Origin of the sequence: Staphylococcus sp. Ze2 (assembly GCF_048568365.1) — a bacterium.
GTDB lineage: Bacteria > Bacillota > Bacilli > Staphylococcales > Staphylococcaceae > Staphylococcus > Staphylococcus xylosus.
In genome coordinates this window covers 391717-405889 of the sequence record NZ_CP183486.1, presented here as the reverse complement: position 1 = coordinate 405889, position 14173 = coordinate 391717, and the positions used below count along the sequence as shown (strand labels likewise).

Below are 14173 nucleotides of genomic sequence, written 5' to 3'. Positions count from 1 at the left end.
TACACATTAATACTTCTTCTAAAGCTATATAATATAAGTTGTTAATTATTATTTTTATCCTTCTTTTAGTCTCAGCATTTTCATCAAAATAACTGTCTGTTTTTGGCATTTTTAACGAAGTATTTCACTAATTTTCAGGCTATTATAATGGTGAATTTATGTATTTGGAAGGAGTAATGAGAAATGCAACAAGAATCAATACAACTTAGTAAAAATTACTGGATTAAATTAGTTACTATCTTTACATTAGGATGGTTAGTGATCTATGCTGCACGTACTATATTGAACCCAATTATGGGTGATATTAAAAACACTTTCTCTTTAAACAATGCACAACTCGGTATTATCATGAGTGTATTCTTTATTGGCTATACTTTGACTCAAATCCCTTCAGGTATACTAGGAGATAAAATTGGTCGAAAGAATATCCTTGTACCAAGTATGATAATATTCGGTGTATTTATGATTATTACTGGTATAATGCCGACCTTTTTCCTATTTATGCTATCTTGGCTTATTGTTGGGTTAGCACAAGGCATGTTTTACGGTCCTCAATACGCATTATCTTCAGAAGCCATTCCTGAAAAACATATCACACTCGGTAGTGCATTAATTAATAGTGGTATGGCATTTGGTACTTCAATTGGTTACTTCATTTCAAGTTATACCGTTCGGGAATATGGTATGAATTGGCACACACCTTTTTTTATCATGGCAATTCCTATACTTGTGCTAGCTTTGTTAATGTATAAAGTAATTAAAGAACGCCCTAGACATATCCAAATGTCTACTGAACAACAAGTACCTTTTAAATTCACTAGTTTATTCAAAAATCGAAATTTGATATTGGCGTATATTATTATATTCTGCTCAATTTATGGTTTCTTTATGATTATTACGTGGTTACCATATTATTTAGAAACCGAACGTGGTATCAATGGTGCCCAAGTAGCCTTTATAGCCTCATTAGTTCCTTGGGCCGCTATACCTGGCTCACTATTTTTTAGTTGGCTTTCTGATCGATTAGGTCGTCGTCGCCCAGTATTATTAGTAATGATACCTTTAGCATTTATATTTACAATTTCCATCGTCATGTTTGATCATTTATGTATTTTATATATTGCTTTAATTGGCTATGGAATAGTTGGAAAGATAAGTACAAACCCTGTCTTAATAGCTGTAGTCGCAGATAACGCTCCTAAAAATGCGCTAAGTACTTCTTTTAGCGTTTATAATTTCATAGGAATGACAGCATCTATACTCGCTCCATACGTGACTGGCTATTTAACGGATTTAACTGGCGCTATGGCAACTGGTTTTTATCTCGCTGCTGGATTATTAATCATTGGCTTTATATGTACCATGTTATTAAGAGAAAAACATAAGCAAACTTGCTAAGATTAAATTTATTTCTTAAATAAGCTACTAAAGGCTAAACTACATGTCTTTAGTAGCTTTTCCACTGTCAAAAAGACATCTATATACGTCATTTTGACTAATATAGTTGTCAAAATCGTCGAAATATTATATATTGTATACAAGGAGTTGATAATATTTGCGAAATCGTGTTAAAGAGTTGCGCGCTCGTGATGGCTATAATCAAACACAACTTGCTAAAAAAGCAGGTGTTTCACGCCAGACCATTTCCTTAATTGAGCGAAATGATTTTATGCCATCTATTTTAACTGCAGTTAAAATTGCAAGAATATTTGATGAACCTGTCGAAAATATATTCATTATAGAGGAGAGGGATTTATGAAAGTAGGACGATATTTACTATTTATTTTACTAGGTGGTATTGTCGGAGGTGTCATAGGTAGTACCATTAGTGTCATGGAATATACGAATCTATTTTCAAACATTACAATTTCTGAAAATAGTTTAATAATAGTTACCATCATCGCCTCTGTTATCAATATTATTCTCATTTTTGTATTACATAAGGTTCAGAGAGACGCCATAAAATTCAAATCAAAAACTAATCAGTCGTTAGAGGATGCACAGGCAGACTTATTTGAAGAAAAGGCAAATATTAAGTTTTTAAGATCTAATTTCATATACTATATACAGTTGTCAGTGAGTTTTATTACAATGCTTATCTTTACTGTATCTAACAACACTAATGAAATGTCAGTATTTTATGCAATTATTCCATTTTTAATAACAATAATTCCTTCTCTAATGGCTGGTTTTTTTGTAAGAAAATTTGACTCACGCTACCCGAAACAAGGGGAAGCTCGCTATACAGAAAAAATTCTTGAAATTATGGACGAAGGCGAACGTCATATAACACTTGTATCAATGTTCAAAACTTATCACATCAATCTCGTGTTAATTATGCTTGGCGTAGTACTTTTAGGCGCTTTCTCTATAAGAACAGGAATAAATCAATCAATAGGTCTACTTATACTCATAGTTTTATTTGTATATAATGCTTTCGGTTATACATTGAAAGTTAATAAATTTTATAAGTAAAAATAAATTTTGAAAGTGAGGACATTATGGAAAATTTATTAGAAATTCAGAATCTTAATAAATCATATAAAAAATCAGATTTTCAACTTTCTGATATTTCATTAACGCTTGAACCTAATGAAGTTATTGGCATAATTGGTAAAAATGGGTCAGGTAAATCCACATTAATTAATACCTTAGTCGGTAACCGATTTAAAGATTCCGGAGAAATACGTTATTTTGATAAATCTATAGCAGCAAATGATAACCAACATAAAGAGCATATTGGTGTCGTCTTTGATGATTTACGAGTTCCAAATAAATGAACTATTCAAGATATAGATAAAGTCTTTTCTAAAATTTACAAAACATGGGATTCGGAGAAATTTTTCGCTATTATTAAAACTTTTGAATTACCTACTACAAATGAAATAGCTTCTTTTTCTAGAGGTATGCGTATGAAAGCTGCTTTAACAATCGCATTAAGTCATGATAGTAAGGTCCTTATTTTAGACGAAGCAACTGCAGGTATGGATGTTTCTAGCCGTAAAGAGGTCATTGAAATTTTAGAAGATTACGTAGCGAAAGGTAACGGTATTCTAATTTCATCCCATATATCAGAAGACATAGAACATCTTGCAACAAAACTAGTATTTATGAAAAACGGAGAAATTATTTTAGAGGAGAAGAAAGACAATCTATTTAATCATTACGGTATTGTAGAACAAAGCGAAGAGGAATTCAATATCCCAAACGATATACTCATCGCATCAAGAGTTCGTAAAGGTTATAGAATCTCATTAATCAACGATCGCACGGCGGTTACAGATGCTCATCCACTAGAAAACATTGATGATGCAATAAAATTAATTATGCGAGGTGATAGCTAATGAAAGGTTTAATATTAAGTAGTTATTATTCGTCTAAAAAATCTCTTTATACATATCTCATAGTAGCGATAGTAGCGGCCGTTATTTTTGCATTTATCAATCCAATTATGGCATGTTTCTTACCAATGCTATTCCTTATAACACCAGTTACGGATAACATTAAACATGAAAAAGATTCAAAATGGATGTACTATGTCTCAACACTCCCAAGTGGCAGAAGCGATTATGTTAATAGTTACTTTAGCTTTTATGGGATACTCACTTTAATTGGTTTTGTATTTGGCGTCATATCTGTTTCACTAATTACGCAAGATTTCAATGTAATACTCATGTCCATACTAGTAGGTATTGGAGGCGCAGGTACTTATGCCATGATGTTCCCATTAACATTTAAATTTGGACCCGAAAATTCTAATGTTATTTTGATTTCAACGTCGTTCATTGTACTTTTCTTATTTTTCATCGTCTTTTTTGGCATGAATTTATCAGAAGTTGCAGTATCGGGTTCAGACGCTATAAATTTAACAAATAGCATAGTTGTTGTAGGTGTATATGCGTTAGTTGGCATAATAGCTTTTGTTCTATCTTATATTACTTCATTAAAAATATTTAAGAATCAAGAATTATAATGGGTGAAATCGAATATAAAAACCACTAATAATTAAGTAAAAATTGAACAATAGAAAACTGCCCTAGTTAACTATCATTAGTTAATTAGGGCAGTTACTATTTATATAATTTAAAAGTTACTTAGACAAATTTCATATTAAAGCTAAACTCGATGTGTCGATTGTTTAATCGATATGCCTCATTTAATTCTGGACCACAACTATTTGAACCTATTCCACTTTGTGCATAATCGATATATAAATAGGTTTGATCTTCAGGTTCTAGTGCATCTTTATGAGTTGTCTCTGTCAGCTGTTTTAATGAATAATGCGTTGTATTAAAACTAAATGTATTGTCACTTGTCACGATGACCTTGTTACATCCATCACTAATTTCAACAAATGTAGTTTCATTATGACTTCCTGTCTCTTGGGGTCTAATATGGACTTCACCATTGTCTGTAACAGTCGTTCCAAAATCATCTAAATAATTGGCTACGCCTTTGTCTTGATAACTACTGAAAGGACCTTTGCCATAATATTTCACTTGTTCAAATGCTTTAGGTAAGGTCAAACCTAAACCAAATCGTGGTAAATAAGGTGCCTTCATATCTCTTTCTAAATCATAAGTTACATTAAGTGTGCCATTACATTGAACATGCCAAGTTACTGTCCCAAATAGTACGGGAGGCACTGCGTCATTGACCATCGCTATATTAAAAATAAGACTGACCTCTGTCTCATTTTCTACAATTTGATAATCGTGCACGCGTGTAGTGATATCTTTATAACCAGAATAAGCCCAATCATCTTTTATATTCGTATCATTATCAGTCGGAGCTCTCCAAATGTTATTTGTTGTGTTTTGGTTAATTACTATATGATTATGCTTGAGAACTGACTCAAGGCTTGCATTATCTTTATTAAAAACGTACGTTTCACTTTTACCTACTGAAACTTTGATTAATTTATCAGTTTCAGTTACTAGAATTTCAGTTTCATCAGATTGCTCATTCTGTTCTTTCAATGTTCGACGTTGATATACGATTTGATCATGTCCTAATTCAAAATTTTCATGACGAAATATATCGTCATATTTTAATTTATATCGTAATATAACATCACTGATATGTTGTATATTAATATAATCGCTCAAATCAATTGTTTGGGCAGTGTGTGGCAAGAAGTTTGACAGAGGTATTTCACTTATCGTTTTTTCCCTATTCAAATTTGTCACTGTAGCCTCTACAAACATATATTTCTCTGCAGGTATAAAATCCAATTGGTTACGTAGCACGATTTTAAAATCTTCTTGTGACACAAGCTTTAATGGTCTATGCTCCTGTTTGAATTCATAATAACCTTCATGGGGAACCCTATTTGGAAATACAATTCCATCGACACAAAAATTTCCGTCATGTAGTTTTTCTCCAAAATCTCCACCATACCTGAAAATAGGATTACCGTCTTTCATGCCAGTTTGAATGGCGTGATCGCACCATTCCCAAACAAATCCTCCGATAAAGCTATCGTATTGCTCAACTAGCGTTTGGTAAGCGTGTAAATCTCCAGGAGAATTACCCATTGCATGAGCATATTCACATAAGATGAACGGTTTATCCAAATCCGGGTTACTCAAATAAGTCTTCTCAATTTCTTCAGGAGAAGGATACATTCTACTAATCATATCTATATTAGATAAATCATAGTGTTGCTGCTTGTCTCGATACAATGTACCTTCGTAATGAATTGGTCTTGTATTGTCTAGTGATTTTGCACGTGCTGCACCTTTGACCATATTTTTACCAAATCCTGATTCATTCCCTAATGACCAAGATACGATAGAGCTATAATTTTTCAGTGGCATAATAGAAGCTTCAATGCGCTCTATAATAGCCGTTTCAAATTTACTGTCGTCAGCTATAATATTAAAATCTTTATTATTGTCTTCCCCATATAATCTAACAACACCATGCGTCTCAATATCAGCCTCGCTCATTACGTAAAAGCCATATTGGTCTGTCATTTCGTAAAATAATGGAGATTTTGGGTAATGTGCCGTACGAATGGCGTTAAAGTTCCCTTGTTTCATTAATTCTAAGTCTTTTTTAAAATGGGATTCCGTCATAACGTAACCAGTTTCTGGATGGCTATCATGGTAATTTGTACCACGTAGTTTGATGGATTGACCATTAATATAAAATTGATTATTTTGAATAGCCACTTCACGTATTCCAACTTTTTGTGTAATCACTTCTTGATCCGTCAAAATGTATAGTGTGTATAAAATAGGGTTTTCTGTAGACCATAAATGAGGATTATGGACATCAAATTGATATTCATTCACTCCAGATATGCTTGCTACCTCTTCACCCTTAGGATTATATAATTGAAATTCTACTGATTTCAGATTGTGTGCTCGTTCAATTTTTACATCTATCTGTGCTGCATTTAAATCGTCACTTAGATTTGTTTCTACTTTAAAATCATCAACACGTTCAGTTGCACGTTTCAAGATATAAACGTCTCTAAAAATGCCAGAGTGTCGAAACATGTCCTGATCTTCAAGATAGGTACCATCAGAATATTTAAGTACAAGTACTTCGATATTATTCTCACCTTGTTGTACAAAATTGGAAATATCAAATTCAGAAATAGCATGTGAAATTTGACTATAACCTATAAATTCATTATTAATCCATACATAAAACGCACTATCTACACCTTCAAAGTTCAAATGATAATCGTATTGTTGATCATACTCATCGATAGTGAATTTTCGCGTGTAGTATCCACATGGATTATCTTTAGGTACATATGGTGGATTAAAAGGTATTGGATACTGGGTATTTAAATATTGTATTTGATCATAGCCATATAAATTCCAAACTGATGGGACCGTTAGTGTTTTGCTTTCTTGTTTATTTGAATGATTTAGATATGCTTCGAGTGACTCAAAGTATTGAAAATACCATTCTCCATTTAATAATGTCGCATTTCGAGTATTATACCTTGTTTCAAAATGGTAATCCGCTTCCCCTTGTTGATATGGTATATAAAATGCACGTCTTGGCAATAAATTTACATGTTGAACCTCTAAATTTTCGTGAAACTGTTGCTTTAACATAGTTAACAACCCCTTTATTTAATTCTTTCTCTAAATTCTCTTTGGCGTTTATACTGTAATGTCTTTTCAATATCCGTTAAAAAGTCACCTTTTAAATTAAAGGCTTTGTGATATAAAAATGCGGCTAAACAAATGAATACAAGTGGTGAAACTAAGATCATTATTCTTAACCCGTTAATTGTCACAGCTGATTGTGCTTCATTTGGCGTATAACCTAAAATAGATAAACCTAAGCCGACGATTAATGCTGCTACTGCTTGAGAAGTCTTTGTTAAGAAGGTATTTGTTGATGTAATAATACTTTCATTACGCTGGCCGAATTTAACTTCTCCATAATCAATAACATCCGCTAATGAAACAGTTGTGATGCCGACCATAAAGCCTGAACCAATTCGTAATATCCCCGCTCCTATAATAATTAAAGTCATACTATGTGGCGCAATATAGCCAGATATCAAAATAATTAACAATCCAGAGATAATGCATATTATAGAAGTATTAAATGCAGCGGTTCTACCTACCCATTTAATAAAGCGTGGTAATAATAGTAACCCAACCATTTCGCATAAAATCATAGAATTAAAAATTGCAAATAAATGCTCTGCGTTAACTACATATTTAAAGTAATAAATAATAGAGCCATTTAATGTTTGTAAACATAAGTTAAAAGTTAGAAGTACTCCCATAATTGCTAATAATTCTTTGTTTTTAAATAAAATACGACCGATATCTTTAAATTTAACTTTAATACCTATTAGTTTTTCCATTTCTTGGTCCTCCGGTACTTTAAAGACCGTTACACCAATGGTAAATATAAAAATCAAACTACAAATTATTGCGAATATAAAAATACCAGTAGAATCACTACCCCCGCCGAAAATATCACCAAGTTTATGTATAAAAAATAAACCAAATGTGCCGACAGTAAATGCAGCTAAACTAGCGAAAAATCTTGGGATAACTGATAATTCTTCACGTTCTCTTGGATCATGAGTTAAGTTAGGAAGCCATGACCAATATGGTATATCCATCATCGTATATGTCATTCCCCAGGAAATATAAATAATCGATATGTAAATGTACATTGCTGTTTGTGGTAAATCAAAATTAGTAAACAATAATACTGTTACTACAGCATTAATTAATGTACCTATAACAAGCCATGTCTTAAATTTACCAAAGTTATTTCTTGTATTATCAACAATCATTCCCATAATTGGATCGTTAATTGCATCCCATATACGTGCAACAAATAACATAACTCCAACAAATGCAGGAGATAGCCCTACTATGTCTGTAATATAAAACATTAGAAATACACTAACGATATTAAATATGGCATCCTTACCGATGGCACCGAATCCAAATGCAAATTTTTGTTTTCCTGTTAAATGTCTATTCATTACATTCACCTCTAAGTTAGTTCTTATTAAAACGCTTACATATATTGATTTTATTCTATCAGTAGTAAGTTCTAGTTATGAATAGCATAATGATGACGATATATGGCAAAATGTTTCATTTTCAATTAATATAAATATAAGTTCAAATATGTTTTTTAATTAAGAGGGATAACATGCAGGTATTGTGGAAGAAATTTCAAAAAAAATTGATCGATGCAAATTTAGCCGAATGTGGTATTGAAATAGGCGTACCAAATGTAGGTTATAATTATACTGTTTTTCAAAAATCCGTATTACATATCGTAACTCAAGGAGAAGGTACTTTTAGTTATGCTGGTGAAACTTATCATCTAACTGCTGGAGATATTTTTTTGCTTGAACGTGGGATGGAAGTAGAATATAAGCCTTCATTTTCAAATCCTTGGACTTATTATTGGGTAGGCATGAATGGCAAACAAATACTAAATTATTTGTCTCGATGTAGTATTGTTGATAGTCATGTCATATTAGGCCAAGATACGACAGATATTAAAAATATAATTCAACTCATTTGTAAACTCTCTCAGAGTATTGAGTCAAACAACTCCAATGACATTCTAATTATGCAATATTTGTATCAATTAGTTTATACATTACAAGAAAAGTTCCCTAAAAATTTTTCTGTTCAAGTTGATATTGTGAATGAAGATATACAGCATGCCGTTGATTTTATCAATACAAATTATCAAAAGCATATAACTGTTGAAGATGTTGCTAAAAGCGTAAATATTACACGTAGTCATTTATATAAATTATTCAAAAAGAATTTAGGTTGTTCCCCTAAGGAATATTTAACCTATATAAGGATGTATCACGCTTCACAATTATTAATACATACGAGTACACTTATAAGTGATATATCAAGACAAGTTGGTTATAAAGACCCACTGCTATTTTCTAAAAATTTTACAAAGCATTTTGAAATTAGTGCTTCTGAATATCGGCACCATTTTTCAATTAACAACAAGCAATGAGCACTCACTCAATAGTATAGGTCCACGAAACCAATGACTTCCATTGGTTTTCTGCCCTATGCTAATTGCTATTTTATAATTAGTGACAATAACTTCTACTCCACTTCTTTACTCCTAGTTTAAAAATACACCGTATGTCTTATTCCACATTTTGTTTTAATACGGATATAACTCGTTTCATTTTTTCATCAATATACTTATCTTTATGTAAAATTAAATAGAAGAACCTTTCAATATCTAAATTAATAACTTCAAGTTGTTCCAAATCTTCAGATGTTAATGTGGATTTCGATACAATGGAAAAACCATTTCCTGCATGAACCATACTCTTTATTAAACTTGTATTGTTAATGACTACTAAATAAGGATTTAATGATAACTGATTCAAACCATTTTCTTGATATACACGAGTTCCAGAACCTTGTTCTCGAATAAAGCATGTCTCTAAATTAGACGAGCTAGATTTCTTTTTAATTAATACAATTTCATCTTGGGCGATTGGTGTACTTATAATCGCATTGTTCTGTATCTTTTTTTCTACGATACCAACATCAACGATATTATTTTTAATTTGCTCAACAATCGTTTCTGAATTATCCAAATGTACATGAATATGTAATTCTGGATACATTTGGGCTAATTTAGTAAGTTGTCGTGACAAACGATATTCACCAAATGTAAAACTGCTTCCCAGCTTTAAATCTCCAGCGACTGCATTGTTTTGCATTTTTAAATCTTGTCGTAGTGCTTGTTCTAAATAATTTCTTTGCAACGCATATCGGTATAGTTTCTCTCCATCACTTGTTAATGTCATTTTTGAGTGCTTAAACTCAAATACTTTTACGTCATAGTCATTTTCAAGTCTCTTAATATCTCTACTTATGGATGGTTGCGATGTATACAAATTTTCTGCAGCTTTTGTAAAACTTTGCGCTTTTACAACTTCAGTTAACACTTTTAGTGGGTCCATGTCCTATCACCTTTCATTGTTTTACCTTTATTATAACGAATTTGTTATGAACTATATACCAAATATTTATTTAACGTTATAAATTTGTGGTGCTACACTTTTGGTACAAGGAGGAGACGGTACATGACTACATTTAACAATAAACCCTTTATTTTTGGTATATTATTTACGTTTATCATTGCTGCAATAAGCTTAATTAGTTCAAAACTGCCACTATTAGACAAGGTCGGTGCTTTGACAATTGCAATTGTCATCGCAATACTATTTAGACATTTTAAAGGTTATCCTGAAAGCTATCGTCCAGGCATTACTTTCGCATCTAAACGACTATTAAAATTCGCTATTATATTGTATGGTTTAAAGCTTAATATTTTTGATGTTATAGGAGAAGGTAGTACATTACTACTTATCGATGGTGGTGTCATCATTGTAAGTATTGGATTAATGTTATTACTCAATCATTATATTAAAGGAGATAAAGCTATCACATTATTGCTAGGTATTGGTACTGGCGTCTGTGGAGCAGCTGCGATTGCTGCTGTATCTCCAATTTTAAAATCACGAGAAAAAGACACAGCCATCAGTATAGGTATCATCGCATTAATTGGTACTCTTTTTTCACTAGCTTATACAGTAATATATACCCTATTCACAATATCACCAGAGGTTTATGGCGTTTGGTCTGGTGTGAGCCTACATGAAATTGCCCATGTTATTCTTGCAGCAGATTTCTCGGGTGACACAGCTTTACGAATTGGCTTATTAGGCAAATTAGGCCGCGTATTCTTGCTCATACCTTTAAGTATTGTACTTATATTGGTAATGAACATGAAATCACAGGCTAGAAATACTAACCAACGTATCGAAATGCCTTATTTTTTAATTGGATTTGTATTAATGGCGATATTTCATACTTATGTACCTATACCTCAATTTATAATGCAGATAATTGAGCCATTGACAACAATTTGCTTATTGATGGCAATGGTGGCATTGGGGTTAAATGTATCATTTAAAGATTTACAAGATCGAGCGTTTAAGCCTTTAATCGGTGTCATCATTGTATCTACGATATTATCAACTATCACTTTTATCATTGCTAACTCTATTTATGGCTAAGTGCTTATTGCAAAAGATGAAGGGAAAATTAAATATTACTAAGCAAATATCTATACGACAACTCTAATTATATTTAAAATAATATTTTAGTAAGATGCTTGCTAATTGAAATTAGTATGTACAAATCAACTTATAAAGAGGGTATAGATATGAAAACATTAGATGCATATTTTATCTTGTTCGATGAAGCTAGATATAGTGACGAAAGCTTTGATAAGTTAAATGATTTATTTAACGATGATATTGAATTTGTGTTAAACCAAAAATCTTTCAAAGGCAAAGACGCATGGAAACAATTTGTTAAAGCTGTGTACCAAACAAATAAAGATTTAAAACACATGCATAATGGTTGGGTAGAACAAGAAGATGGCACTTTCAAAACACATTGGGCTATATGTGGAAATAGATTTGAGACAGGTGTTTATACGCAAGAAGGTATAGATATTGCAAGATTAGATGATGAAGGAAAAATAATATATTTAGAGAATCAACCTGAAGATAAAGCACTATTCTCAAATTAACTATCTGACTGACAAGTTGTAAGTATGCTATATAGCAAAGTGACGTGAAACCGTCGTTCGACTATACGCACAAAAAACTAACAAGATGCTATTCTGAAGGATCTTACTCAAGACAACCCTCATGGTAACCTCACACAACCCTAAGTCTAACCTCTACTGTAAATACTATAATAATAAAACCATTCACTCTTGTAATTAACAAACAGAGAGAATGGTTTTAATTTTATATAATCAAGCATTTAAGAAACAAAAATCGCTTTATTTTTCACATTATCTATCTCTAACTTTTACGCTAAAGAACTAAACATTAATTAAGCAGACTAAGCCCAATGATAAGTGATATCTAGTAGAGTAGTGGGATTCAAATATATCTTAATAGAAGTTTATTGATAGAGGTATGCTTGTGTTATTCATATGTTTCACGAGAAACTTTATAGATAGCAGTAAATAGACTCCAAATTTAATTTGTTTTTATTCAAACAAAAAGTGAAGAAATCTATTGAATATAACTTCTTCACTTTGTAATGATTTTAAATTTTACTTACTTATTTTTCATAAATTTCACTTCAGCAGTGGCTTGTTCTCTTATAACTTGTTGATTTTTATGTTTCCAACTTGGTATAAGAAACGCATCTATAATAACCCAGATAAAAGTTGGAATCCCAAAAGTCCACCAAGAAACTAATAACGTTAACGCGATTAAACCTATAGCAGATCCTGTTTTTCCAAAATAAAACCTGTGAGCTCCAAAACTACCTAGGAAAAACCATAGAAGATAAGCTATTCCAGCTGATTTCGAACGATTAGTAACTTGTTGTTCAATATAAGATTTTTCGTCTAAATTCATTACATAGTCCCCTATTCATTTAATTTTATTTCATATAAACATACTAACATAATAAGAATTATATTAGACTGCTATTTTCAATAAATAATCAAAAATTTATGTTACTTCAATAATCATTTTCTAACAATTTTACTAATATAATTGTTTCATATATTCACTATTAATTTTTGTTTTATAAATATCTGGCGTCTTTATAAAATCTGTTAACTTAATCATCTTGTTTCTCCCACAAAAATTCGATAAATTCTTTAGCAAGTTCTTTATTTTCGTGTAACTGGCTGTGTTGAGCTGATTTACCCTCGTACTTAGACTCTTTATAGCTTTCTGGACTATCACCAAGTAAATATTTTAATGATTTTGATGAACTATTAGATACACGCCCATCAGAATGAGTACCATCTTTCAAATCACCAAATATATTTAAAACGTCGATATTTTTACCATTATATACATCTTCAAGTTGTTGTAGTTCTTGATAAGGGGGATTCATACGGCTTGGTTTACCATTAGCATCCACACTAATTTCGTTCACCTTTTCATTCATATTTAATACACCATTATATGTCCCAGCAATATTCACTTGCTTATTCAATTGAGGTAACGATGAATCATTCCCATACGTCAGCATGTATTGAGCAAATGATAAATTACCCATAGAATGACCTACAAAATTAAACTTTTTAATGTCGTATTCACTTTGCAATTTCGTTAATACATTTTTAAACCATTTTGCATTTTCATCAAGATCACCTTGCTTATTATTTGCTAGCTCAATTTGTATGATAGGATTTGTTGTATCTGTTTTAAGTTTGCCTTGTAATTCAACATCTCCATTTTTAGATACAATCGCTGTAATCACATCTTTCGTAACACCATTTTGTTTAGCTTGCTTAACCATAAATTTTTCTGAATCCGCACTTCCACCGTAGCCATGTAGAAACAGTGTTGGTATTTGACTATTAACAAAATTTGAGTGTCCAGACTTTTCCATCGCAGATTGATTTTGAGTAAACATCTTTATAGTAATAACTGCTGCTATAATAACAATAACTATAATACATATGACCCAAATCCATAACTTCCTCACTACAATAACCTCTATTCTGTCATTTTGTTTTAAGTATAAAGTATGTTAATAAAGATTTCCTTATTATTTATTTGAATTTCCAAATTTAAAACGCTATAAAATGCCTTTTCCAAGCAATTTATAGCGTTTATTAT

General features: G+C 31.5%; 12 protein-coding genes and 1 pseudogene. 8 read left to right on the top strand and 5 right to left on the bottom strand.

Features of this window, described 5'->3' with window-relative positions:
* The first annotated feature begins 183 nt into the window (after positions 1-183).
* From ACM591_RS01675 to ACM591_RS01655, 5 genes and pseudogenes are all read left to right on the top strand, one after another.
* Positions 184-1398: an MFS transporter gene (locus ACM591_RS01675; RefSeq protein ID WP_326026884.1), complete on the top strand. Its 1215-nt coding sequence runs from the start codon at positions 184-186 to the stop codon at positions 1396-1398.
* Between the two features lie 157 nt (positions 1399-1555).
* Entirely contained in the window at positions 1556-1759 is a 204-nt protein-coding gene (locus ACM591_RS01670) for a helix-turn-helix transcriptional regulator (protein ID WP_039068195.1), read from the top strand.
* Positions 1756-2475, top strand: coding sequence for a DUF3169 family protein (locus ACM591_RS01665; RefSeq protein ID WP_070052339.1), 720 nt, complete (start codon positions 1756-1758; stop codon positions 2473-2475). Before ACM591_RS01670 ends, ACM591_RS01665 begins: the two co-directional genes overlap by 4 nt.
* Before the next feature lie 23 nt (positions 2476-2498).
* Positions 2499-3344 (top strand): annotated as a pseudogene (locus tag ACM591_RS01660) (ABC transporter ATP-binding protein).
* Positions 3344-3973, top strand: coding sequence for an ABC-2 transporter permease (locus ACM591_RS01655; protein ID WP_081225212.1), 630 nt, complete (start codon positions 3344-3346; stop codon positions 3971-3973). The pseudogene ACM591_RS01660 and the gene ACM591_RS01655 overlap by 1 nt, the downstream one beginning before the upstream one ends.
* A gap of 121 nt (positions 3974-4094) precedes the next feature.
* On the opposite strand, the gene ACM591_RS01650 is transcribed toward ACM591_RS01655, so the two are convergent.
* Together ACM591_RS01650 and melB are read right to left on the bottom strand one after the other, a co-directional pair.
* Positions 4095-7079, bottom strand: coding sequence for a glycoside hydrolase family 2 TIM barrel-domain containing protein (locus ACM591_RS01650; protein WP_326026885.1), 2985 nt, complete (start codon positions 7077-7079; stop codon positions 4095-4097).
* Positions 7080-7093: 14 nt separating this feature from the next.
* On the bottom strand, positions 7094-8482 hold the full coding sequence (gene melB, locus ACM591_RS01645; RefSeq protein ID WP_326006617.1) for a melibiose:sodium transporter MelB: 1389 nt from the start codon (positions 8480-8482) through the stop codon (positions 7094-7096).
* 173 nt (positions 8483-8655) lie between these two features.
* On the opposite strand from melB, the gene ACM591_RS01640 reads away from it, so the two are divergent.
* A complete protein-coding gene (locus tag ACM591_RS01640) occupies positions 8656-9495 on the top strand; it encodes an AraC family transcriptional regulator (RefSeq protein WP_135059231.1) in 840 nt (279 codons plus the stop codon).
* A gap of 139 nt (positions 9496-9634) precedes the next feature.
* Here ACM591_RS01640 and ACM591_RS01635 read toward each other — a convergent pair whose 3' ends face one another.
* Positions 9635-10465, bottom strand: a complete 831-nt coding sequence (locus ACM591_RS01635) for a LysR family transcriptional regulator (RefSeq protein WP_326008018.1) — start codon at positions 10463-10465, stop codon at positions 9635-9637.
* Between the two features lie 123 nt (positions 10466-10588).
* On the opposite strand from ACM591_RS01635, the gene ACM591_RS01630 reads away from it, so the two are divergent.
* Positions 10589-11584 carry a YeiH family protein gene (locus ACM591_RS01630; RefSeq protein ID WP_099265760.1) on the top strand — a complete coding sequence of 332 codons (996 nt, stop codon included), beginning with the start codon at positions 10589-10591 and terminating at the stop codon, positions 11582-11584.
* A 149-nt stretch (positions 11585-11733) separates the two neighbouring features.
* Positions 11734-12105, top strand: a complete 372-nt coding sequence (locus ACM591_RS01625; protein ID WP_029378616.1) for a nuclear transport factor 2 family protein — start codon at positions 11734-11736, stop codon at positions 12103-12105.
* Between the two features lie 541 nt (positions 12106-12646).
* Here ACM591_RS01625 and ACM591_RS01620 read toward each other — a convergent pair.
* Together ACM591_RS01620 and ACM591_RS01615 are read right to left on the bottom strand one after the other, a co-directional pair.
* Positions 12647-12952, bottom strand: coding sequence for a TM2 domain-containing protein (locus ACM591_RS01620; protein WP_029378617.1), 306 nt, complete (start codon positions 12950-12952; stop codon positions 12647-12649).
* 208 nt (positions 12953-13160) lie between these two features.
* Complete coding sequence (locus tag ACM591_RS01615) at positions 13161-13967, bottom strand: alpha/beta hydrolase (RefSeq protein WP_172606475.1); 807 nt, start codon at positions 13965-13967, stop codon at positions 13161-13163.
* Positions 13968-14173: the final 206 nt, after the last annotated feature.